Below are 23271 nucleotides of genomic sequence, written 5' to 3'. Positions count from 1 at the left end.
CCGGGCGCCGGGAACGGTCCGCGAAAGAACGAAACCGTTTCGTACAGCTCGACGTTAGAACACTGCCAGCGAAACGGCAACGTTTCGCTGGCAGTGTGCTGTTCCCGAGGCGCCCGATCTACGTCATCTGACGGCGCACCAACTCGTGCAACCGTCCCGTGGTGTCCGCCAGAAGCTCCGCGGGCGGACCCTGCTGGACCACCTTGCCGTCCTCCATGACCACCACCCGGTCCGCGTCCATCACCGTGGACAGCCGGTGCGCGATCACCACCCGGCTCGCGTTCAGCTTGCGGGTGCTCTCGATGACCGTGCGCTGCGTCTCGTTGTCGAGCGCGCTGGTCGCCTCGTCGAAGAAGAGGATGCGCGGGCGCCGGATCAGCGCCTGCGCGATCATCAGCCGCTGCCGCTGGCCGCCCGAGATCGCCCCGCTGCCCGCGACGATCGTGTGCAGCCCCATCGGCATCCGCTCGATGTCCCCGGCCAGCCCCGCCAGTTCGGCGGCGGCCATCACCTGCTCCGGCGGATACGGCTCGGTGCCGCAGATGACGTCCATGATCGACCCGGTGAACGGCTGCGCGTGCTGGAGCACCACCCCGCACTGCCGCCGCACCGCCGACTGGTCCAGCGCCGCCAGGTCCTGCCCGTCGTACAGCACGCTCCCGGAGACCGGGCGGTCGAAACCGATCAGCAGCCGCAGCAGCGTGGACTTGCCGCAGCCGCTCGGGCCGACCACCGCCACGAACTCGCCCGGCCGCACCTCGAACGACACGTCGTCCAGCACCAGGGGCCCGTCGTCGGCGTACCGGAACGACAGCCGACGGGCCTCCACCGCGCCCGACAGCGGACCGGGCCGGGTGCTCGTGCCCCGCACCTCGGGCGTCGCGTCCAGCACCGGACGGATCTCCTCGAACAGCGGGAGCGCGGCCACCGCCGACACGAACGAACCGGTGAGCTGGGTGACCGAGGTCAGCACCATCGTCACCGCCGTGTTGAAGGTGAGGAACGCCGCCGCCGACATCGCGCCCCGCGCGGGACCCGCCAGCAGCATGAACATCAGCAGCGTGCACACCGGCAGATACACCGCGCCCAGCACACTGGTCAGGTTCTTGATCCGGCCGACCTTCTGCTGGAGCTCCCGGCTGCGCGCGAACTCCCGCGCCCAGGCCGCGTACGCGTAGTTCTCCGCCGCCGCCACCCGCAGCTTCGGCAGGCCGCGCAGGGTCTGGAACGCCTGGTTGTTCAGCTTGTTGCCGAGCACCACCAGCCGCCGCTGCCAGCGCACCTGCCACAGCCCGAGCCCCAGGAACACCGCCGCGATCACCACCAGCATCCCGACCGCCGCCAGCGCCATCGGCACGCTGTACCAGAACAGCAGACCCAGGTTCATCGCGCCGATCGTCACCGACTGCGCCACCACCGGACCGGTCCCGGCCAGCAGCCGCCGGATCGAGCTGATGCCCATCGCGGCACTGGCCAGCTCACCCGTCGAACGCTGGGTGAAGAACCGCGTCGGCAGCCGCAGCAGCCGGTCCCACACCGCCGGCTGGAGCGACGCCTCGATCCGGCCCTCGAGACGCAGCATCGTCAGGTTCTCCAGCAGCGTGAACGCCGCCGACACCAGCGCGCTCACCATCACCGCCAGACACACCCCGACGATCAGGTCCGTCTGCGCCCTCGGGACGTACTCGCCGAGCACCTTGCCGGTCGCCACCGGCACCAGCGCGCCGATCGCCACCGTCACCAGACCCGCCAGCAGCAGGTTCGCCAGATCCCCGCGCGTACCGCCCAGGCTGAACCGCAGCAGACCCAGCGGACCCAGCCGCCGTTCGGGCAGCGGACGGTAGAACATCACCGCCCGCTCCTCGAACTCCCCGGCGTTGACCTTCTCCACCGGCGTCTCGCGCCCCGTGCCCGGATGCACCGCCACATAACCGCCGCGCCGCCACAGCAGCGCCACCGGCGCCCCCGACAGCGCCCGGTGCGCCACCAGCGGGCCCACGTTCTCCCGCCACCAGCGCCCGTCGAGACGGACCGCGCGGGTCCGCACCCGCGAGGCCAGCGCCACCCGCTCCACCGGGTCGAGCCGCTCGCTCTCGGTGCCGCTCTGCGCCGGTTCGGCCAGCCTGATCCCGGCCGCCTCCGCGACCAGGCGGCACGCCGCGTAGGTGGCGTCCGCGTCGGCGGCCGTCGCCGGACGGGCCGGACGGCGCCCGATGGACGCGAGCAGCGCCTTGTCGGCGTCCGCGCGGACCGTCTCACCCGCCTTGATCCCGGCCGCCGTCCGCGTCTCGTGGGTCCGCTCGACCTGCTCGATCCACCGGTCCAGCGCGGTCAGCAGCCGGAACTGCTGGTCCACCATGCTCTGCCACAGCGCCGGGTCCATCAGCAGATCGGCCGCGGCCTCCGCGCCGTACAGCGAGCCGTACTGCACGCTGCCCGGCGGCACCTGCATCCAGAACACGTCGTCGTCCGAGGGCGCGGTGGCGCGTTCCTCGGCCATCGGCGCCTGGAACAGCACCGACAGGCCCCGGCCGACGCCGAGCGCCACCGCGTACTCCAGCGGGGACGTGGTCGGCGGCACGTACTGCGGGGTGCCGTACTCGTCGTAGGACCACGTCTCGGTCTGCGCGGGCCCGTACAGCTCGCGCAGGTTCATCCGGTGCACCACGCAGTCCCGGACCGGACGGGCGACCAGGGTGTGCCGGGCGCCCGCGACCGGACCGAGCAGCAGCGCGCCCGGCTCCAGACGGCCCAGGTGGTGCCAGTGGCCCTGCGCCTCGGCGTCCACCGCGAACAGGTCCAGCGCGCCGGACACCACCAGCCACAGCACCTGCGGACCCTCCAGGTCCAGGCGGCCCGACCCGGCGCAGTCCACCCGCGCGCCCATCGCACCCAGCGCGCCGAGGACCAGGTCTCCCTCCCGCACGGACGTCATCTCACCGCTCCCTGACCAGTGCCGCGTACGCGCCGCCGCGTGCCACCAGTTCCTCGTGCCGTCCGCGCTCGACCACCGTGCCGTGCTGGAGCACCACGATCTCGTCGCTGTCCCGCACCGTGCTCAGCCGGTGCGCGATCACCACGCACGCGCAGCCCCGGCGGCGCAGGTTGTCCATCACGGTCAGCTCGGTCTGCGCGTCCAGCGCGCTCGTCACCTCGTCCAGCACCAGGATGCTGGGCCGCCGCACCAGCGCCCGCGCGATCTCCAGCCGCTGGCGCTGCCCGCCGGAGAAGTTGCGGCCGTCCTGCTCGACCCGGCTGTGGATGCCGCCCGGACGCCGTGTCACCACGTCGTACAGCGCCGCGTCGCGCAGCGCCTCCACCACCGCCTCGTCCGGGATCGACGGGTCCCACAGCGCCACGTTGTCCCGGACCGACCCCTCGAACAGGAACACGTCCTGGTCCACGAAGGACACCGAACCGGCGAGCGCGCCGCGCGGGATGTCGTCCAGGCGCCGCCCGTCGATGCGGATCACCCCGTCCCACGGTGTGTACAGGCCCGAGATCAGCCGGGACACCGTGGACTTGCCGCTGCCCGAACCGCCCACCAGCGCCACCTGGCGGCCCGGACCCACCGTCAGGTCGAACCCGCTCAGCAGCGGCTGGTCCAGCGGGCTGTACCCGAACGTCACGTTCTCCAGCTCGACGTGCCCGCGCAGCCGCCGCGCGTCGCCCGAACCGGGCCGGGCGTACAGCGGGTCGGCCTGGAAGTTCTCCACGTCCTTCAGCCGGGCCACGTCCGCCGCGAAGTCCTGGATACGGCCCGCCACGCCGTTCAGCCGGGTCAGCGGCGCGGTGAACCGGGTCACCAGCGCCTGGAACGCCACCAGCAGACCGACCGAGATGTGCCCCTCCACCGCCCGCATTCCGCCGATCCACAGGATCAGCGCGCTGTTCAGCGTCGCCAGCGTCGGCGCCACCACGCCCAGCCAGGCGCTCGGCACCCCGAGCCGCTGCTGCTCCTCCAGCGTCGTCGCGTGCTGCCCGGCCCACTTGCGGAAGTAGCCGTCCTCGCCGCCCGTCGCCTTCATCGTCTCGATGAGCTGGAGCCCGGTGTACGAGGTGTTGGTGAGCCGTGCGGTGTCCGCGCGCAGCTTCGCCGTCCGGGTGGCCCGCATCCGGACCACCATCCGCATCGCCACCACGTTCAGCAGGGCCACGCCGATGCCGAGGAAGGTGAGCTGCGGGTCGTAGGTGTAGAGCAGCAGCGCGTACAGCACGACGACGACCGCGTCCACGCCCGCCGAGGCCAGGTCGCGGGCGAGGGTCTCGGCGACCTGGTCGTTGGACTGGAGGCGCTGCACCAGGTCGGCGGGGGAGCGCTGGGAGAAGAAGGTGACCGGCAGCCGCAGCAGATGGCGCAGGAACCGGGCGCTGGACAGCGTCGAGGAGATGATCCGGCCGTGCAGCAGATTGGCCTGCTGGAGCCAGGTCAGCACCAGGGTGAGCGCCACGCAGGTGCCCATCGACGCGAAGAGCACGCCGAGCAGCGAGGTCTGGCCGCCGATCAGGAACAGGTCGATGTAGGTGCGGCTGAGCGCGGGCAGGGCGGCGCCGACCGCGACCAGCAGCAGGCTGGCCAGCACGGCGGCGGGCAGGGTGCCCGCGGTGCCGCGCAGCCGGGCGGGCAGCGCGCCGAACACACCGGCCTTGCGTCCGCCGCGGGTGAAGCCCTCGCCGGGCTCCATCGTCAGGACGACACCGGTGAAGCTGCCGTCGAACTCCTCGATGGGCACGAACCGGCGGCCCTTGGCGGGGTCGTTGATGAACACCCCGCGCCGTCCGAACCGGCGGCCCATGCCGTCGTAGACGACGTAGTGGTTGAACTCCCAGAACAGGACGGCAGGCGCGGTGACTTCGGCGAGGGCGGCCAGGTCCATCTGCATGCCCTTGGCGGTGAGGCCGTAACTCCGGGCAGCTTTCAAGAGGTTGCTGGCGCGCGAGCCGTCGCGGGAGACACCGCAGGCGATCCGCAGCTCCTCCAGCGGGACGTGCCGTCCGTGGTGGCCGAGGACCATCGCCAGGGAGGCGGCGCCGCATTCGACGGCCTCCATCTGGAGCACGGTGGGGGTGCGGACCGTGCCGCCGCGCGGCTTGGGCACCGGCCGCCGGGCGGGTGCGGCCCGTCTGCGGCTGCGGCTGCGGCTGCGGCTGCGCGAGTCCGGGGCGTCCTGGGTGGTGGTCACGGGAGCAGCCAATCGAGAGGACGCTGGTCGGGCAGCCGGATCGAGGCGTCGGCGAGCGTCATGGAGTCGAGCGCGAACGGCGGCCCGTCCGCCGTGGACCAGCGGTATCCGCTCCGGGTGCTCTTCGAGGTGTCCAGCGAGACCAGGACCGCCACCGGGCGTCCGTCGCGGGTGAACTGGCGGCCCAGCTGGGCGTCACCGAGGAACGCGCCGATCGACTGGGTGGACTGCGCGGCCCGGTCCACCGAACGCACGTGGCCGCGCAGCACGCCGTACCGCTGGGACGGCACCGAGGAGACGGTGAGGTCCACCGAGGCGTGCGCGGTGAGCGAGCCCGCGTTCTCGGCGGGGACGTACACCGTGGCGTACAGCGGGTCGGAGGCGCGGGCGACCTTCTCCACGGCGGCCACGGTGGTGCCGGTGCGGATGATCTGCCCGATGGTGGCCGTCAGCGAGGTGATCCGGCCCGCCGCGACCGTGCGGACGACGGAATCGCCCTCGCCGGTACGGACCTTGAGCACGGGGGCGTCGGCCGGGAGGCGCTGCCCGGCCTGCGCGAGCACGGCCGTCACCTGCCCGGCGACGGGGCTCTGCAACTGGTAACTGCCCTGTGCGTGGGTGAGCACGGCCTGCGCGCTCACGGTGGAGGCGACCGAACCGGTCACCGTCCACACCGAGGCCGCCGCCATCACGACGACGGTGACACCCAGCGCGAGCCAGCCCTGCGGGCGTGCCAGCCGCACCGGGAGGTCGAGTTCCTCCGGCGACTGGAGCTTGGCGAGGGCCTGTTGGCGGAACTGCACGGGACTTCCCTCACCCGAGGCGGGACGACATCACGGTGTGTCCGGGGAGCACCCGAGGTCCCGGAAGCCGGGGGTGCGGCTTCCGGGACCTCGGTGACACCACGGTGCGGTCAGAGACCGGCGACCAGGTTGGTGACCGGCGTCACGTTCAGGCCGGTGACGCCCTGCACGGTGCCGATGGCGCCGTCCACCACGTGGCTGACCGGGACAGCGGTGTTCACGGTGCCGGTCAGGTCGTTGAGGGCGTTGACGGCCAGACCGCCGGAGACGTTGTCCAGCTCGGCGTCCGAGATCTCGGCGGTCTCGAAGCGGGGGGTGGAGTTCATGATGGAACTTCCCTTCGTATGGATATTCACAAGGGGGACGGCGGCCCCTCTGGGGGACAGACAGCCGCGCACCGCGGGCTCGGAGTGCCCGTTCCGGAAGCTCCGGGGAGCCCTGCGGTGCGATGGATCAAAGCACGGGCGCCGGTCGCCGTTCCACTCGGCCAAACCCCTCACCAGCACACTTGGCAGGGCATCGGGTCCCGGTCGTGCAGGTTCGCGCACCAGGTGTCGGCGGCTTCTTCACACGGTGCGCCGTATCGGCGCACGACCTCCCTTGCCCGCCGGGCGGGCGGACCGGTATCCCGCGCCGGGAGCGCTCCGGGAGGGGCGCGGATGTGTGCGTCCGCCGCCCCGCGTGCCCTCGATGGGAAGTGGATGTGCAGATTCCCTGAAGCCGGGATTCCGGTACGTGTTCGAGACCGACCGCTACCGGGTGGTGGCCCTGTGTGCGGGACAGGGGCGGTTCTCCGCCGGGATGGCCGAATCCCGTGCCCGGCAAGGGAGTTGATTGAACACGCGCCCCCGGCCCCTCGTACCTCCTGCCGTCCGGGCGCCCCCCAGCGACCGCCCCTCGTGGCGGTCTCCCCGTACTCAGGAGGTCGAGAGACGTGAGTCATCAGCGCACGCACGGGCGGAAGGCGGCCATAGCCGTGGGCGGTGCGGCGGCACTCGGCGCGGCGGCCCTCCTGCTGCCCCACGCCGACGCCTCCCAGAACGGCACCTCGCGGAACGGCGCCGCCGCCACCGTCCGCACGCTCAGTGCGGCGGACGCGCCCCGCCTGGCCGGACAGCTGCGACGGATGCTCGGCGACAGCGCCGCCGGTTTCTCCTACGACGGCACCCGGCGCCGTCTCGTCGTCAACGTGGCCGACGGCGACGGCGGCGACGACGCGGCGGCCAGGGCGGAACGGGCGGGTGCCGACGTGCGCCGCGTCGCCAACAGCACCGCCGACCTGGCGGCCGCCGCCCGCACGCTGCGCACCCGCGCCACCCTGCCCGGCACCGCCTGGGCCGTGGACCCGCGCACCGACAAGGTCGTGGTCACCGCCGACGCCACCGTCACCGGCGCCCGCTGGGACCGCCTGGAGGCGACCGTACGCGGCCTCGGCGACGGCATGGCCACGCTGAAGAGGTCCTCCGGCACCTTCCGTACCCTCGCCTCCGGCGGCGACGCGATCTTCTCCCAGGTGACCGGCGGAACCGTCCGCTGCTCCCTCGGCTTCAACGTCACCGCCGCCGACGGCAGCCCCGCCTTCCTGACGGCCGGTCACTGCGGGGTCGCCGCCGAGCGGTGGTCCGACGCTCAGGGCGGGCAGCCCGTCGCCACCGTGGACCGGGCCACCTTCCCCGGCGCGGGCGACTTCTCCCTCGTCAGGTACGACGACCCCGGCACCGACGCGCCGAGCGAGGTGAACGTGGGCGGTGGCCGGACCGTCCCCATCACCGGCGCCGTGGACGCCGTCGTCGGCCAGACCGTGTTCCGGATGGGCTCCACCACCGCACTCCACGACGGACAGGTCACCGGCCTCGACGCCACCGTCAACTTCCAGAGCGAGACCGACCCGAACGGGGTGGACACCGTCACCGGGCTGATCCGGACGGACGTCTGCGCCGAGGCCGGTGACAGCGGCGGCTCCCTCTTCACCCGGGACGGCGGCGCCGTCGGCCTCACCTCCGGCGGCAGCGGCGACTGCGCCTCCGGCGGCGAGACCTTCTTCCAGCCCGTCACCACCGCCCTCGCCACGACCGGCGCGACCCTGGGCGACGGGGGCGACGGAGCGGGCGCGGATCAGCGGGGCGACGGCGAGGGCGACGGCGCCGACGACGGGGCCGACAGCGGTGCCGGTCAGCAGGGCGCGGCCGGGCAGTAGCCGGGCGCGAACGACATGTCCTCCCCGGCCGGGACGCGCTGAGCCGGACCCCGGCCCGGCGCACACCGGGAGTTCGGGCCCGGCACACACCGGGTCCACGGGCCCGGACTCCCGGCGGCCGAAGCGAAGTTCACCCCTCCGCGGCCCCCGCCTCCACCCCGGCCTCCCCGGTCGCCCGCAACAGCAGCAGCGCCACGTCGTCCATCCGCTCGCCCGCCGCCGCGCTGTGCCGCACCAGCCGGTCGGCCAGCGTCTCCAGCGGCAGACCTCCCAGCTCCTGCAGCAGCTCACCGAGCGCGATCAGCGAGTCCTCGATGTCCACCCCCGGCGACTCCACCAGCCCGTCCGTGTAGAGGGCCAGCACCGAGCCGGGGGAGAAGTCCACCTCCGTGGTCGGGTACACCGCCTCCGGGTCGATGCCGAGCAGGGGCCCGCCCGCCAGGTCCAGCACCCGCACCCTCCCGTCCGGGCGGCGCAGCAGCGGCGGCGGATGCCCGGCCCGCGCCATCACCGCCCGGCCGCGCGCGGGGTCGAGCCGCAGATACAGACAACTGGCGAACAGGTCCGAACCCAGGTCGATCAGCAGCCGGTTGGTGCCCCGCATCACCTCGTGCGGCGCCTGCCCCACCGTCGTGTACGCCCGTACTCCCGTGCGGAGCTGCCCCATCAGCGCGGCGGCCGTCACGTTGTGCCCCTGCACGTCCCCGATCACGGCGGCGGCCAGCGGACCGGTGGGCACGAGGTCGTAGAAGTCGCCGCCGATCTCCATGCCCTGCGTGGCCGGGAGATAGCGGGCGGCGGCGTCGATGCCCGGCAGCCGTACCAGCGAGTCCGGGAGCAGCGCCTGCTGGAGCCCCTGCGCCAGCCGGTGCTTCGTGTCGTACAGCTCGGCCCGCTCCAGGGCCTGCGCGATCAGCCCGCCGAAACTCGTCAGCACCGCCCGCTCGTCCGCCGGGAACGGATGCGGCTCGGCGTAGGCGAGGACACAGGTGCCCACCGGGCGCCCGGACGCGATCAGCGGCAGATACGCCCAGGCGGCGAAACCGTCCCGGTGCCCCTGCCGACACGGGTACAGCCGCTCCAACTGCTCCCGCGACTCGAAGAAGGCGGGCACCCCGCTGTTCAGCACCTGGGTGCCCGGTGTCCGTCTGCTCAGCGGCATCCCGTCGAACCGCTCCACCGCGTACGGGTCGTCGTACCCCCGGTGCCCCAACACGTGCAGTCGGCCCGCCATCGAACCGAGAACCGCCAGCGCCTGGCTGCCCACAGCCGGGGCGACCTGGTCCGCGACCAGTTGCACCACGTCCTCCACGCCCACCGCCTCGGTCAGCGATCCGGCGAGATTCAGCATCTGACTGATCGTCACCAACCGTCCGGAGTCCGGCCTTTCCCTCTCCCGCCTCAGCTCCGCGACCGCCCGCGCCCGGCTGATCCGCACCGTCAGCCCGGTCGTCGTCGGGTACATCCGGAACGACAGCCACTCGCCCGGCGGACGCAGCGCCACGAACGACGTGACCCGCTGGCTGACCAGCGCCGCCCGGTAACGGTCCTCGTACAGTGGGTCGTTGAGCCACGCCACCGACGCCCAGGGCAGGGTGCCGAGCAGGTCCTCGGCGGGCCTGCCGAGAAGTTCGGCACCGGCGGCGTTGACGAACGAGATCCGCCCGTTGAGGTCCAGCGACGCCAGACCGTAGGGGAGTCGGCCCACCATCCGGGCCGCCTCCGCCGAGCCCAGCGTGCCCGCCACGCCCGACATCGGCGCCGACAGCAGATCCGTCTGCGGGCCGAGCGGCAGCCGCGCCGCCGCGGCCCGCTCCAGCCGTACCGCCAGCCGTTCGCAGCCCGAGGTGAGCCGCTGCCGCTCCGCGGGGGACAGCTCCTCCTGCCGGTCGCCCGGCCAGGTCACGAACACCACGCCGTACAGCGTGCCCGCCGTCGCCAGCGGGGCGGCGGCCAGCGCGAACGGGTACGGCAGCACCACCGCGACGCGCGGATACCGGCGCGCCATCTCCTGCTCGCCGCTCACCCACACCAGCCGCTGCTCACGGGCCGCCTCGGCCACCGGGATCGGCGCGCTCAGCCCGACCCGCTCCCACGGCGCCGCGAACGCCCGCGGCATCCCCGCCATGACGGCCATGTCCAGCACCGGCTCGTCGGGCCTGCGCAGGTACACCGCTCCGGAGTGCGCGCCCAGGTCCTCCATCAGCGCGGCCAGCGCGAGCGACAGCACCGGCGGCTCGACCGCCGTCACGGCCGCCGGGGCCGCCCGCGACCCGTCGGACACGCCGACCACCTCCTCGTACGGCCGTCCGTCCTGGGGACAAGGCTCCCGCGCGCGGCGGCCGACCGCACGGCGAGAGGGCGTGAGTGGGCGGGTACGGCGGCACGGCGGGTCGGGGCGCCGGGGCGGGCTGGTGATACGTGGCGGGTCGCCGGGGGAGCCCCGAGGGCGGAGAGTCCGGAGAAGTCCGGGGGCGCGAGCGGGGCAAGGGGTCCCGGGGACTTCCGGCAGGTCCCGGCGGGGGCGCGACCGGCGCGTCCCGGCGCACGGTGCCGCCCCCGCGCCGCCGCGAGCGCCCCCACATCCGTCCCTTCCACCACACAGACCCTGCACAGGGGCTGCGCTCGGGCCGCCCGCACGCTCTAATGGCCGGGTGGCCGGAGAAGGCGCAGGGGTGCGCGTATCGAGAGCCGAGCGGGCCGGCACCGCCCTGACGGCGCTCCTGGCCCAGCCCGACACGCCCGACCGGCTCCGCCGTGTGCTGGAACAGGCCCTCGTCCTCGCGGGCGCCGCGTTCGCCGGGGTGTACGTCCCCGGCGCCGATCCCTCCGTGCTGTGCCTGGCCGAGTCCGCCGGTCTGCCCCGCACCCTGTACGGCCTGCGCGACACCTACTCGTGCGACGGCGCCTCCCCGATCACCCGCGCCCACCGCGCCGGACGGGCCGAGTGGCTCGGCCCCGGGGACACGTGGCCCCGCGAAGCCACCGGCACCCCGGACGGCCCGGGCCACGCGGAGGGCCACTGTGTCCCGGACGGCCCGGCCACCGGCCCGGACAGCCACCGCGCCCCCGGCACCCCGGCCTCCTGTCCGGAGGGCGGGTCCGCCCGGGCCGCGCCCTTCTCCCTCGCCGTCCTTCCCCTCCACCCCGCCGGGCGCGGCTGCCTGGTCGCCGTGGGCGAAGACCCCGGCGGATTCGGCACCGAGGACCGGGACTGCCTCGAAACCATCGCCCGCGCCATCGCCGTACCCGCCCCGGCCTTCCCGGCGGCCGACGGCGGCGGACTGCCCGCCGACGCGTTCAGTCTGGCGATGGACAGCGGCCGGGTGGCGGTCGGCGCCGGGCTGTTGCGGCTGTTCGGACTCGAACGGGACGGCTTCGACGGCCGGGTGGAGACCCTGCTCGGCCGTACCGTGCCCGAGGACCTGCCCGCGCTGATGTCCGTGGTCGAGGCCGACCACATGTCGCCGGGCGACCGCGAACTGGAGTTCCGCGTCCTGCGGCCGTCCGGCCCGCCCCGCTGGCTCCGGCTGCGCGGGCGGCTGCTGCCCGGCGGCGAGGGACGCCCCGCCCGGCTGGCGGGCACCGTCGTGGACGTCTCCACGCTGCGCTCCGACGGCACCGACGTGGCCCGCGTCCAGCGGCTCGCCGCCGCGCTCGCCACCGCCGGTACGGTCAAGGACGTCGGCCGGGCCGTCGTCGCCGCCCTGCGCGCACCGCTGCGCGCCGACCGGATCGCGCTCGCGGAACTGGAGAACGACCGCCTCGTCGTCACCGTTCTCGACCCGCCCCAGCCCGACGCCTGGCCCGAGCTGTGGCGCACCGAGTGGCGCACCGAGTGGCCCGACGCGCCCGTACGCGCCATGCCCGCCCTCGCCGCGGCGCTCCGCGAGGGCGGCACCCGGATCTGGCCCGCCGGGTCCGCCCTGGAACCCGCGCTCGCGGAGGTCGGACCCGGCGGCCTCGCCGTGCTCCCGCTGCCCGCGGGCGGCCGGATGGCGGGCGCCTGCCTGATCGGCTGGGACGAACCGCACGAGTTCGGCCCCGACGAACGCGCCCTCCTCACCGCCTGCGCCGGTCTCACCGGACAGGCCCTGCTGCGCGCCCACGCCTTCGACGCCGAACACGAACTCGTCGGCATGCTCCAGCGCACCCTGCTGCCCCGCCGTCTGCCCCGGCTGCCCGGCGCGGTCGCCGTCGCCCGCTATCTGCCGACCGTCGCGGGCCTGGAGGTCGGCGGCGACTGGTACGACGTCATCCCCCTCGCCGACCACCACGTGGCCTTCGTCATCGGCGACGTCCAGGGCCACAACGCGGGCGCCGCCACCCTCATGGGCCAGATGCGCACCGCCCTGCGCGCCTACGCGGCCGAGGGACACCCGCCCGACGTCGTCGTCACGCACGCCAACCGGCTGCTGCTGGAGATGGAGACCGACCTCTTCGCCACCTGCTGCTACATCGACGTGGACATGGAACGCGGCACCGCCTGGTGCGTACGCGCCGGGCACCCGCCGCCCGTGCTGCGGCGACCGGACGGCAGCACCGAGATCGCGGAGACCGAGGGCGGCCCGCCGCTCGGCGTCCTCACCCGCGCCGAGTACCCGATGACCCCGCTGCGGCTCCAGCCCGGCACCGTCCTCGCGCTCACCACCGACGGCCTGGTGGAGTCCGCCGAGACCGACCTCGACACCGGCATGTCCCGGCTGGCCGGGCGGCTCGCCGCCGCCGACCCCGCCGACCTGGGCCCGCTCGCGGACACCCTGCTCGCGGACGCCCACCGCACCGACGACGTGGCGCTGCTGCTGGTCCGCTACGACGGCCTCGCCGTACGCCCGCTGCGCGAGAGCTGGACGGTGTGGCGGGTCCCCGAGGCGGTCCGGCACGCCCGCCGGTTCGCCCGGCGCACCCTGCGCGGCTGGGGCGTGCCCCGCGATCTGCTGGACGGCGCCCTGCTGATCGTCTCCGAACTCGTCACCAACGCCCTCGTCCACACCGGGGGACAGGTCCGCCTCGACCTGGAACTCGCGGGCGAGCGGCTGCGCCTCTCCGTCACCGACTCCTCGCCGCGCGGCCCGGTCAAACCGCCCAGCATCGGCTGGGAGGCCACCGGCGGGCGCGGCATCCTGCTGGTCGAGGCGGTCTCCGACCGCTGGGGCATCGTGCCGGTCAGCGGCGGCAAACAGGTCTGGGCCGACCTCGGCCCCGTCCCCACCAGCACCGCGACCGCTGGACAGGCGAGCCGACGCGACCCTGTCTAGGGTCGGTGGAGTGGCACACACCTTCGAAGAACTCGTCCAGAAACAGCGCGCGGCCAAGGCGGCACAGTCCACGGTCGATGACCTGCGGGACGCCTACGGGCCACCGGCCGGGCAGCGCATGAAGGGCGCCCGCACGGGCACCTACGAGACCGCCGTACGCGCCTGGCGCGACCTGGCCCGCGACGCGCGGACGGCGGTCAGCGAGTACGCCCGCGAGACCGGCCGCAGCCGGACCGAGGTGGAGGCGGAGGTGGAGCGCGCCCTCACGGGCGCGGGCCACGAGAGCTGACCGCCTGGCTCCCTACCCCGGTGCGGCGGCGGCCGCGCCCCGGACGCGGCCGGACGGCTGACCGTCGCCCCGGCGGGCATCGGCGGCCACGCCAGGGGTACCCGGCGTTCATGAACTCTGCCATGTACGAAGCGGCCACCGGCGCGCAGGTGTTCGGGTACGTGATGATCCTCGTCGTCGGCCTGGCCGTCGCCGCCGGTCTCATCCTCGCCTTCCGGCTGGGCTTCAAGGTGCGGCAGCGCGAGCCCGCGCCGCCGAGGCCGGAGGAGCAGCCCCGGCTGCCCGAGGGCGGCCCGGTCGGGGACTCGCTGGAGATGCGCGAGCCCGACGAGGTGCCCGTCGCCGACGCCGGGGACGACCGCCTCACCCCGCACCACTTCGGCAACGTCGCCAGCAGGCGCGCCGAGGACCAGAGCCGGCCGCGCTGGTCGTCCGGTTCCTCGGGCTCCGCGGGCGGCGGAGGCGGCGCGGGTGGCAGCGCTACCTGAGCACCCCCGGCAGATCAGGACCACACCAGGAAGGAAGCGAACTCCGTGACCGCGCCCACCACAGAACAGACCGTCCAGGACGCCACCGACCGCCGGGAGGCGACCGGGCCCCACAGCCCGCGTCCGCCCCGTGGCGGTGTGCGCACCTGTCGGCCCGCCATCGTGCGGACCGGTGCCCCGCGCGACCCGTCCGCCGACCCGGACGGCAACATCGTGCGCGGCGAGGACTGACCCACGCCCACGCGCCGACCCGGCGCACCGGCCCGGCGTGTACGCGACGACGGCCCCTGTACGACATTCGTACAGGGGCCGTGCTCCGTGCCGGGGCGTGCCGGGATCAGGCGTGCGTCTTCGCCAGCAGCTCCAGGATCTCGGCGGTCGTACCGCTCTCACCGAGGCGCGGGAACAGCCGCTCGACGCTGTTGGTGTGCGCCTCGGCGTCGGCGTCGGCCATCGCGTCGGTCGCCAGGGTGACGTGGTAGCCGGAGGCGTAGGCGTCACGGGCGGTGGACTCGACACCGATGCTGGTGGCGATACCGGTCACCACGACCTGCGTGATGCCCCGGCGGCGCAGCTGCACATCCAGGTCGGTGCCGAAGAACGCGCTCCAGTTGTGCTTGGTGACGTGGATGTCGCCGGGGTGGCCGGACATCTCGTCCACGATGACGTCCCAGCCCTCCGGGAACGCGGCGCCGCTGCCCTGGCGCTCGGTGCGGCCGGGCATGGCGTCGGCGCCGTCCGCGGCGAAGGAGACACGGACCAGCACGACGGGCAGGTTCCGGGCGCGGAACGCCTCGGCCAGCTCGACGTTCCGGGCGACCACGTCGGCGGCCGGGTACGGCTTGACGGGCAGGCCCACGATGCCGTGCTGGAGGTCGATGACGACCAGGGCGGTGCGGGGGTCGAGGGTGGTGACGGACATGGGTGGATCAGACCTCTCGAAAGACGGACCGGTCGAGGGAACGGCCGGGGGAGCCGTCACCGGCGGGGGACGTCCGGTGGCGGAAGGGGGACGACGGCCGGGGTCCCGCGGCGGAGCGGGACAGGGCGGCGGACGGGGGCGGCGTGCCGGGTCGCGGAGTCGCGGCGGGCCGGGATGTCACGGCCGGGACAGCCGTTCCAGCAGTTCCAGCGCGGTGAGCACGGTCCGCCGCTCCTCCTCGGTGTAGCGGTCCTGGAACGCGCGGGTCAGCCACTCCTCGCGGAGCTGCTTGTTGCCCTCGATGCGCGCCCGGCCCGCCTCGGTCAGCGTCACGAGCTGGCGGCGGCCGTCGTCGGGGTCCGGCGCCCGCCGGATCAGCCCGTGCTGTTCGAGCCCGCCGAGCGTGGTCGCCATCGACTGCGGCCGTACGCCCTCGGCGGCGGCCAGCGCGCTCGCGGTGGCCGCGCCGTGCTTGCCGACCAGCGAGAGCGCCGACTCCTGCGAGGGCGTGAGGTCCGAGTCCTGCGCCACCTCGCGGATGCGCCGCCGCAGCCTGCTGAACACCACACGCAGATCACGCGCGGTGCGGGCGGCGGAGTCCGAGCCGTTGTCCATACCCGCACCCTAGGACCGACAGGTGCGGCTGTCCAGTTCCGACTGTTCAGTTAGAACTGGGTAAGAGAACGGGGAGCGCGAACGGTCTGTGCGAACAGGCCGGGTGGAGGCGCGGGGGCCGGGGCCCGGTCGGCTCGACGCGCGCGATCGGACCGGAGCTGGTCTGCTGGACCGGGGGCCCGCCGCCCCCGTTTCCTTCCGCGCGACCCGTCGGAGCGATACATGAGCACCTACCGAGCAGCGCAGGTCACCGCACCCAACGGCACCTTCGAGATCGTCGAGCGGGAGACTCCCGAGCCCGGCCCCGGACATGTCCGGATCGCCGTCGAGGCGTGCGGGATCTGCCACAGCGACTCCATGTTCGTGGGCGGCGGCCTGCCCGGCATCACCTTCCCCGAGGTCCCGGGGCACGAGATCGCCGGACACGTCGAGGCCCTGGGCGAGGGCGCCCGCGAGTACGGCTGGCAGATCGGTGACCGGGTCACCGTCGGCTGGTTCGGCGGGAGTTGCGGCCACTGCCGGGCCTGCCGCGAGGGCGACTTCATCGTCTGTCCGAACCTCCGGACCCCCGGCTGGACCTACGACGGCGGCTTCGGCGAGAAGGTCGTCGCGCCGATGGACGCCCTGGCCCGTATCCCGGACGGTCTGTCCGCGAGCGACGCGGGCCCGATGGCCTGCGCGGGCGTCACCACGTACAACGGGCTGCGGCGCAGCTCCGCGCGGCCCGGCGACCTCGTGGCCGTGCTCGGCCTCGGCGGTCTCGGCCACCTCGGCGTGCAGTACGCGGCAGCGATGGGCTACGAGACGGTGGCCGTCGCACGCGGCGCGGAGAAGGAGGAGTTCGCCAAGCGGCTCGGCGCCCACCACTACGTGGACAGCACCGCCACCGATGTCGGCGAGGCCCTCCAGTCGCTCGGCGGTGCCCGTGTCGTGCTCGCCACGGCGGGCAACTCCGCCGCCATCGCGGCCACCGCGGGCGGTCTCGGCCACCGGGGCGAACTCGTCGTCATCGGCGCCGACGCCGAACCGCTCGGCCTCTCGCCCGTCCAGCTCCTCATGAAGGGGCTCATCGTGCGCGGCCACCCGTCCGGTACCGCCCAGGACGTGCAGGACACCCTGGAGTTCAGCGCGCTGCACGGCATCAAGCCGATGACGGAGACCGTGCCGCTGGACGACGTGGACGCGGCATACCGGAAGATGATGGACGGACGCGCCCGGTTCCGCATGGTGATCACCAACACATGACCCCGGCCAACCTACCGGCGGAGTACGGCAGTTGACGGCCGTCCTCCGCCGGTCGCGCCGCTCCGGCCCCCGCAGGGAACGGAGTTCAGCCGCGCCGTCCCCGCCGCCTTGTCGGCGGCAGCGCGGTGCGCCGGGCGCGGGCCGCGCGCAGCAGCGATCCGAGCAGCAGCGCCGACGACCGCAGCCCCGTACCCGCCGGGTGCGCCGGACGGCGGGTCCGGCCGAGCGCCGCACGCGCCGAGAAGGACCACGTCAGCCGTGAACTGACCTGTACGCGCGCGAACCTGCCGCCCATCCGCATCATGCCCGCCCTCTCCCGGGGCGCCCGGCGCCCGCCGGGGGCGGGAACGGCGGACCCCGTTCCTCCGAGACTCCCCCGAGCGGGCGGCGACGGCAAACGCGGACGGCGGAATCCGCCTCACGAGTGAGCGGCGCCGGGTGCCCGTGTCCCCGCGGGGGCCGCGGCCGTTGCTGGAAACATGATCTCAACACGACGTATCGTCGCCGCCGTCGGTCTCGCCGTCGGCGTCACGGCCTTCGCCGCGCCGCTCGCGAGCGCGGCCGACGCGAGCACCCCGGACAACGGGCAGATCAACCCGATGACCATGCTCGACTCGGTCGTCACCAGCGGCCTCCCGGCGGACCAGCAGGGCAGCGTCCCGCACATGGCGGAGCAGATGCGCGGCCTGAACCAGCTCGGCGAGCTGGACAAGCTGAACGAACTGCACCAGGTCACCGACCTCGTCGCCCCCGTCACCGGTCTGCTCCCGGCCGTCGAGGCCTGAACCCGCCGTACGCCAGGGCCGTTCCCGCGAGGGAGCGGCCCTCAGCGCTGTCCGGGCACCGCGCGGCACCCGGCCGGGAAAGATCGGGGGACACGCCGTGCGCCGATGCCGGGCCCGCCCGTTCGACGTAGGGTCGGCACCGTAGGAACGACGAAGGAAAAGGGGCCAGGGCATGGCGCAGGAAGTACGCGGCGTGATCGCACCGGGGAAGGACGAGCCGGTGCGGATCGAGACCATCGTGGTCCCCGATCCCGGCCCCGGCGAGGCGGTCGTACGCATCCAGGCGTGCGGCGTCTGCCACACCGACCTGCACTACAAGCAGGGCGGCATCTCCGACGACTTCCCCTTCCTGCTCGGCCACGAGGCCGCGGGTGTCGTGGAGTCGGTGGGCGACGATGTCACCGACGTGGCCCCCGGTGACTTCGTCGTCCTCAACTGGCGTGCGGTGTGCGGCACTTGCCGGGCCTGTCTGCGCGGTCGCCCGTGGTACTGCTTCAACACCCACAACGCCAAGCAGAGGATGACCCTCGCCTCGACCGGCCAGGAACTCTCCCCGGCGCTCGGCATCGGCGCCTTCGCGGAGAAGACCCTCGTCGCCGCCGGACAGTGCACCAAGGTGGACCCGGCGGTCTCCCCGGCCGTCGCCGGACTCCTCGGCTGCGGGGTGATGGCCGGTATCGGCGCCGCCATCAACACCGGCAACGTCGGCCGGGGCGACACCGTGGCCGTCATCGGCTGCGGCGGTGTCGGGGACGCGGCCGTCGCGGGCGCCCACCTGGCGGGTGCCGCGCGGATCATCGCCGTGGACATCGACGACCGCAAACTGGAGAAGGCCCGCGCGCTCGGCGCCACCCACACGGTCAACTCCCGGCAGAGCGACGCCGTCGAGGCCATCCGCGAACTCACCGGCGGCTTCGGCGCCGACGTCGTCATCGATGCCGTCGGCCGCCCCGAGACCTACCAACAGGCCTTCTACGCCCGCGATCTCGCCGGTACCGTCGTCCTCGTCGGTGTCCCCACCCCCGAGATGAAGCTCGAACTCCCGCTGCTGGACGTCTTCGGACGCGGCGGCTCCCTCAAGTCGAGCTGGTACGGCGACTGTCTGCCCTCCCGCGACTTCCCGATGCTGATCGACCTCCACCTCCAGGGCCGCCTGCCGCTCGACCAGTTCGTCACCGAGACGATCCGGCTCGACCAGGTGGAGCAGGCGTTCGACCGCATGCACGAGGGCGACGTGCTCCGCTCGGTGGTGGAGTTCTGATGACCGCGCGCATCGAACGCCTCGTCACCTCGGGGCAGTTCAGCCTCGACGGCGGCACCTGGGACGTGGACAACAACGTGTGGATCGTCGGGAACGACGAGGAGGCCGTCGTCATCGACGCCGCCCACGACGCCGAGGCCATCGCCCGCGCGGTCGGCGACCGCAGGCTGACCGCGATCATCTGCACCCACGCCCACAACGACCACATCGACGCGGCCCCCGCGCTCGCGGACCTGACGGGCGCCGTCATCTGGCTGCACCCCGACGACCTGCCGCTGTGGCGGATGACCCACCCCGACCGCGAACCCGACCGTGAACTGGTGGACGGCCAGGTCATCGAGGCGGCCGGTGCCGACCTGACCGTGCTGCACACCCCCGGCCACGCGCCCGGCGCGGTCTGCCTGTACGAACCCGCGCTCGGCACGCTGTTCACCGGCGACACCCTGTTCCAGGGCGGTCCCGGCGCCACCGGGCGCTCGTACTCCAGCTTCCCGGCCATCATCGACTCCATCCGGGACCGCCTCCTCGACCTCCCCCCGGACACCGAGGTCCTCACCGGCCACGGCGACCCCACCACCATCGGCGCCGAGGCCCCGCATCTGGACGAGTGGATCAAGCGGGGGCACTGAGACCGGGGCCTGAACACGGACGTGGGGAAGGGCAGTTCCGCCCCACTCCGTGCACGCTCCTCAATTGGGGTGCCGGGACCGTCCCCGCCCCCTAAAGTCACGGACATGTCCACCGACACACCTGTGATCCTGCACTCCGTCCCCGTCCTGCGCTGCGCCCCCGAGGGCCCGCCGCTGGACGGTGAGCGCGCCGCGCTCGATCTCGTCGGGGACGCGTTCGGACACGGCGCGGAAATCGTCGTCGTCCCCGTTGAGCGCGTCCCCGACAGCTTCTTCCGGCTCCGCTCCGGTGTCGCGGGGGCCGTGGTGCAGAAGTTCGTCAACTACAGGCTGCGGCTCGCCGTCGTCGGTGACATCTCCGCGCGGGTCGCGGCGAGCGACGCGCTGCGCGACTTCGTCCGCGAGTCGAACCGGGGGCGCCAACTCTGGTTCGTGGCAACGGAGTCGGAGCTGTCGGACCGGCTGCGCCCCTGACACCCGCGCGGGCCACGACCCGACCCCGGCGGCCCGGGAACGTCCGGCCCGGCGTCGTACCCTGTTGCCGCGCCCGCCGGACCTCTACGGTTCGGCCCATGACCGATCTCAAGCGCTTCACCGGCCACGGAGTTCTCGTCACGGGCGCCGCGCGCGGCATCGGGGCCGCCGTCGCGCGGCGTGTCGCGGAGGAGGGCGGCCGGGTGCTGCTCACCGACCAGGACGCCGAGGAAGCGGAGCGGACCGCCGCCGGACTGCGTGAACAGGGCTTCGCCGCCGAGGCGTTGGGGTGCGACGTGGCCGACGCGGACGCCGTGCGCGCGGCCGTCGCGCACGCCGTGGACCTCTTCGGCTCACTCGACGTGCTCGTGACCTGCGCCGCCCACTGCACGCGGGACGCGGCCCGGTTCGAGGACGACGCCGACGAGAGCTGGGCGCTGGACCTCGACATCACCCTCACCGGCACCTACCGGTGCTGCCGTGCCGCGCTGCCGCACCTCGCCGCCTCCGGGCGCGGTGCCATCGTCGCCATCGGGTCGGTCAACGGCATCCAGGACTTCGGCAACCACGCCTACAGCGCGGCCAAGGCCGGGCTCGCCTCCCTGGCCCGTACCCTCGCCGGGCACGCGGCGCGGCGAGGCGTACGGGTCAACGTCGTGGCGCCCGGCACCGTACGCACCTCGGCGTGGGAGGGGCGGGACGTCGAGCTGGCGGCGGTCCGGCCGCTGTATCCGCTCGGCCGGATCGGGGAGCCCGAGGACGTCGCGGCGGCCGTCGCGTTCCTCGCCTCCGGGGACGCGGCCTGGATCACCGGCACCACACTCGTGGTGGACGGCGGTCTGACGGCCGTCAACACCGGGTTCCGTACGGCGATCGACGGCGCGGGCGCGTCCTGAGCGGGCCCCGCTCCCCACAGGGGCGAACTCCGGGCATAAAACGGGATTTTTCGGTCAGCTTGGCCCCCCGCCGCAACCGTCCGGGACCCCGGCGGGTCTACTGGTCCGAGGCCGCGGCAACCGCGCGGAGGACCGTCCGGCGAGCAGCCGGCGCACACGAGGGGAAGAGGACGATGGGGGACATACGCAGACGCAGTGCCGTCGCGCTGGGCCTCACCGCGCTGGCGGCGCCGCTCACGCTGGCCGCCACGGCCGCACCGGCCCAGGCGGCGAGTTGCAGCACGCAGGCGGGGCCCTACCAGAAGCAGGCCGAGAAGTTCCTCGGCCGCCCGGTGGACGGCAAGCAGTCCAGCGCCGACTGCAAGGCGATCCAGGCGTTCCAGACCCGCAACGGCATCACGCCGAACATCGGCTACGCCGGGCCCGTGACCTGGGGCGTCATGGACCTCATCACCAAGCAGCGAGCCGTCGGGAAGACCCCGAACAAGAACGGCGCGTGCCCGGTCAACAAGGGCCGGATCGCCTGCGTCAACCTCACGCTCCAGCTCAGCTGGATACAGGACGGCAAGAGGCTCGTCTACGGCCCCGTCCCGGTGCGCACCGGCCGCGACGGCTTCGAGACCCGCACCGGTCTGAAGAAGATCTACTGGCGGCACATCGACCACGTCTCCTCGCTCTACAACGTGAAGATGCCCTACAGCCAGTTCTTCGACGGCGGCCAGGCGTTCCACTCGGTGGGCGTGAGCATGTGGAACCCGCCCGGCTCGCACGGCTGCGTCAACATGACCACCACCGACGCCAAGACGTACTGGTCGCTGCTGAGGACCGGTGACGACGTCTTCGTCTACGGCCGCAAGCCCGGCACCTGACCGGACCGCCACGCAACGCCACCGGGCGCCCCCTCTGACGAGGGAGGCGCCCGGCGGCGTACATGGGTCAGTCCTGCGGCGCGTCCCCGAAGTCCGGGATCGGCAGCCGCGCACCGTCCTGTCGCGCCGAGTCGTGCGCGACGATGCCCGGCAGGGTGTAGCGCGCGGCCGTCCACGCGTTCACCGGGGGCATCGTCCGGGTGTTCACGGCGCGTACGAAGTCGTCCGCGAGGAAGTGATGGCTGCCCTCGTGCCCGTTGGGCAGCTGGGCGAACTCCCTGGGCAGCCGCCCCCGGTCGTGCACCGGCGCCGACCCGGAGGTGAACGCGGCCCGCAGCTCCGGCGCCACGTGCGCGAGCGCGGGATCGTCCGGTGCCAGGCTCCGCCTGGGCTCCAGCAGGTCGCTGATGTCCTCGACACCCTTCTTGTCCTGCCACAGCGCCACGGTGGCGAGCTGCTCCATGCTCCCCTCCGTCCCGAAGAACCGGAACCGGGACTCACGGATGTGCGAGGGATAGCCGACCCGCCGGAACTCGTTGGTGCGGAACGAGCCCCCGCCCGCCACCTCGAACAGCGCGGTCGCGTTGGACACGTCGTTGTCGAACCGGCTCACCGACCGGTCGAAGACGCCGTCGCCCCGCTCGTCCCGTACACCGAGCGCCGACACGCTGACCGCGTGCGTCCGCCAGGCGCCCAGCACCCCGCCCACCGAGTGCGTCGGGTACAGCAGCGGGGGATAGCTGGCGGTCGCCTTCCAGTCCGGGCCGCCGCTGTAGCGGTACGCGTCGTAGAAACCGAGGTCCATGTCGTGGACGTAGTCGCCCTCGGCGTAGAAGAGGCGTCCGAACGCGCCCGCGGCGATCTGCTGGCGGGCGTGCACGGTGGCCGGGTTGTAGTGGCTGGTCTCGCCCATCATGTACGTCAGCCCGGTGGCCCGGACCGCGTCGATGATCGCGGAGATCTCCTCGACGGTGATCGCCATCGGCACCGCCGAGTACACGTGCTTGCCCGCCTCCAGACCGGCCAGCACCAGCGGCCCGTGCGTCCAGCGCTGGGTGAAGACCGCGACCGCGTCGATCTCCGGCGACTCCAGCATGGCTTCGTAGGACGGGAAGGTGCCCGCGAGCCCCTGGGTGGCGGCGAGCTGTTCCGCCCGCTCGGGCAGCAGGTCCGTGACGTAGACGTCGCGGACACCGGGATGGGCGTGGAAGAGGGCGGCGAACTGTCCGGAGAACTGACCGGCGCCGACGATCCCGAGGGAGAAGGTCATGGGAATACTTTCCCCGCAGAAGAATTCTCCCGTCAAGAGGCGCACACGGGGGCGCACGGAGAGGGATGCGGGGCGTTACGCTGGCCG

Annotated in this window: 21 protein-coding genes; 12 read left to right on the top strand and 9 right to left on the bottom strand. The window is 73.6% G+C overall.

Translation table 11 applies throughout. The features are described from left to right. Nucleotides 1–118 precede the first annotated feature (118 nt). From KUM39_RS22905 to KUM39_RS22890, 4 genes are all read right to left on the bottom strand, one after another. On the bottom strand, nt 119–2935 hold the full coding sequence (locus tag KUM39_RS22905) for an NHLP bacteriocin export ABC transporter permease/ATPase subunit (RefSeq protein ID WP_217787640.1): 2817 nt from the start codon (nt 2933–2935) through the stop codon (nt 119–121). 1 nt (nt 2936) lies between these two features. Continuing rightward, complete coding sequence (locus tag KUM39_RS22900; RefSeq protein ID WP_372455801.1) at nt 2937–5183, bottom strand: NHLP family bacteriocin export ABC transporter peptidase/permease/ATPase subunit; 2247 nt, start codon at nt 5181–5183, stop codon at nt 2937–2939. Beyond that, the gene (locus KUM39_RS22895; RefSeq protein WP_217787639.1) at nt 5180–5986 is read right to left on the bottom strand and encodes an HlyD family efflux transporter periplasmic adaptor subunit; all 807 of its coding nucleotides are present in this window, start codon (nt 5984–5986) and stop codon (nt 5180–5182) included. The genes KUM39_RS22900 and KUM39_RS22895 overlap by 4 nt, the downstream gene beginning before the upstream one ends. A gap of 110 nt (nt 5987–6096) precedes the next feature. Then, on the bottom strand, nt 6097–6312 hold the full coding sequence (locus KUM39_RS22890) for a type A2 lantipeptide (protein WP_217787638.1): 216 nt from the start codon (nt 6310–6312) through the stop codon (nt 6097–6099). 608 nt (nt 6313–6920) lie between these two features. On the opposite strand from KUM39_RS22890, the gene KUM39_RS22885 reads away from it, so the two are divergent. Next, nucleotides 6921–8183, top strand: coding sequence for a S1 family peptidase (locus KUM39_RS22885; protein WP_217787637.1), 1263 nt, complete (start codon nt 6921–6923; stop codon nt 8181–8183). Between the two features lie 130 nt (nt 8184–8313). Here KUM39_RS22885 and KUM39_RS22880 read toward each other — a convergent pair whose 3' ends face one another. Continuing rightward, nucleotides 8314–10476 carry a SpoIIE family protein phosphatase gene (locus KUM39_RS22880; RefSeq protein WP_217787636.1) on the bottom strand — a complete coding sequence of 721 codons (2163 nt, stop codon included), beginning with the start codon at nt 10474–10476 and terminating at the stop codon, nt 8314–8316. Between the two features lie 382 nt (nt 10477–10858). On the opposite strand from KUM39_RS22880, the gene KUM39_RS22875 reads away from it, so the two are divergent. The 4 genes from KUM39_RS22875 to KUM39_RS22860 all read left to right on the top strand — a co-directional run bounded on the left by KUM39_RS22875 (nt 10859) and on the right by KUM39_RS22860 (nt 14449). Beyond that, nucleotides 10859–13441 (top strand): SpoIIE family protein phosphatase, encoded by a 2583-nt coding sequence (locus KUM39_RS22875; protein ID WP_308288210.1) that lies wholly within the window; start codon nt 10859–10861, stop codon nt 13439–13441. A gap of 10 nt (nt 13442–13451) precedes the next feature. After that, complete coding sequence (locus KUM39_RS22870; protein WP_217787634.1) at nt 13452–13730, top strand: hypothetical protein; 279 nt, start codon at nt 13452–13454, stop codon at nt 13728–13730. Nucleotides 13731–13840: 110 nt separating this feature from the next. Next, nucleotides 13841–14218 carry a DUF6479 family protein gene (locus KUM39_RS22865; RefSeq protein WP_246620589.1) on the top strand — a complete coding sequence of 126 codons (378 nt, stop codon included), beginning with the start codon at nt 13841–13843 and terminating at the stop codon, nt 14216–14218. A 45-nt stretch (nt 14219–14263) separates the two neighbouring features. After that, nucleotides 14264–14449: a hypothetical protein gene (locus KUM39_RS22860; protein ID WP_217787633.1), complete on the top strand. Its 186-nt coding sequence runs from the start codon at nt 14264–14266 to the stop codon at nt 14447–14449. A 106-nt stretch (nt 14450–14555) separates the two neighbouring features. Here the strand turns inward: KUM39_RS22860 and KUM39_RS22855 are convergent, their stop codons facing one another. After that, nucleotides 14556–15140: a hydrolase gene (locus tag KUM39_RS22855; protein ID WP_217787632.1), complete on the bottom strand. Its 585-nt coding sequence runs from the start codon at nt 15138–15140 to the stop codon at nt 14556–14558. A 177-nt stretch (nt 15141–15317) separates the two neighbouring features. After that, complete coding sequence (locus KUM39_RS22850; protein WP_217787631.1) at nt 15318–15755, bottom strand: MarR family winged helix-turn-helix transcriptional regulator; 438 nt, start codon at nt 15753–15755, stop codon at nt 15318–15320. Nucleotides 15756–15977: 222 nt separating this feature from the next. Here KUM39_RS22850 and KUM39_RS22845 point away from each other — a divergent pair, with 222 nt between their 5' ends. Beyond that, complete coding sequence (locus KUM39_RS22845) at nt 15978–17000, top strand: alcohol dehydrogenase (RefSeq protein ID WP_217787630.1); 1023 nt, start codon at nt 15978–15980, stop codon at nt 16998–17000. An 85-nt stretch (nt 17001–17085) separates the two neighbouring features. Here the strand turns inward: KUM39_RS22845 and KUM39_RS22840 are convergent, their stop codons facing one another. Further along, on the bottom strand, nt 17086–17304 hold the full coding sequence (locus tag KUM39_RS22840; RefSeq protein WP_217787629.1) for a hypothetical protein: 219 nt from the start codon (nt 17302–17304) through the stop codon (nt 17086–17088). 175 nt (nt 17305–17479) lie between these two features. Here KUM39_RS22840 and KUM39_RS22835 point away from each other — a divergent pair, with 175 nt between their 5' ends. The 6 genes from KUM39_RS22835 to KUM39_RS22810 all read left to right on the top strand — a co-directional run bounded on the left by KUM39_RS22835 (nt 17480) and on the right by KUM39_RS22810 (nt 21914). Beyond that, entirely contained in the window at nt 17480–17785 is a 306-nt protein-coding gene (locus KUM39_RS22835; protein ID WP_217787628.1) for a hypothetical protein, read from the top strand. Between the two features lie 172 nt (nt 17786–17957). Beyond that, the gene (locus tag KUM39_RS22830) at nt 17958–19046 is read left to right on the top strand and encodes an S-(hydroxymethyl)mycothiol dehydrogenase (RefSeq protein ID WP_217787627.1); all 1089 of its coding nucleotides are present in this window, start codon (nt 17958–17960) and stop codon (nt 19044–19046) included. Next, on the top strand, nt 19046–19675 hold the full coding sequence (locus KUM39_RS22825) for an MBL fold metallo-hydrolase (RefSeq protein ID WP_217787626.1): 630 nt from the start codon (nt 19046–19048) through the stop codon (nt 19673–19675). The genes KUM39_RS22830 and KUM39_RS22825 overlap by 1 nt, the downstream gene beginning before the upstream one ends. A gap of 105 nt (nt 19676–19780) precedes the next feature. Further along, a complete protein-coding gene (locus KUM39_RS22820) occupies nt 19781–20149 on the top strand; it encodes a DUF4180 domain-containing protein (protein ID WP_217787625.1) in 369 nt (122 codons plus the stop codon). A gap of 98 nt (nt 20150–20247) precedes the next feature. Further along, nucleotides 20248–21045, top strand: a complete 798-nt coding sequence (locus KUM39_RS22815) for an SDR family NAD(P)-dependent oxidoreductase (RefSeq protein ID WP_217787624.1) — start codon at nt 20248–20250, stop codon at nt 21043–21045. Between the two features lie 173 nt (nt 21046–21218). Continuing rightward, nucleotides 21219–21914, top strand: coding sequence for a L,D-transpeptidase family protein (locus tag KUM39_RS22810; protein WP_217787623.1), 696 nt, complete (start codon nt 21219–21221; stop codon nt 21912–21914). 67 nt (nt 21915–21981) lie between these two features. Here the strand turns inward: KUM39_RS22810 and KUM39_RS22805 are convergent, their stop codons facing one another. Next, on the bottom strand, nt 21982–23184 hold the full coding sequence (locus KUM39_RS22805; protein WP_217787622.1) for a Gfo/Idh/MocA family protein: 1203 nt from the start codon (nt 23182–23184) through the stop codon (nt 21982–21984). Nucleotides 23185–23271 lie beyond the last annotated feature (87 nt).

Source organism: Streptomyces corallincola (genome assembly GCF_019104725.1).
GTDB classification, from domain to species: domain Bacteria; phylum Actinomycetota; class Actinomycetes; order Streptomycetales; family Streptomycetaceae; genus Streptomyces; species Streptomyces corallincola.
This window is presented reverse-complemented; position numbering and strand designations above follow the sequence as displayed.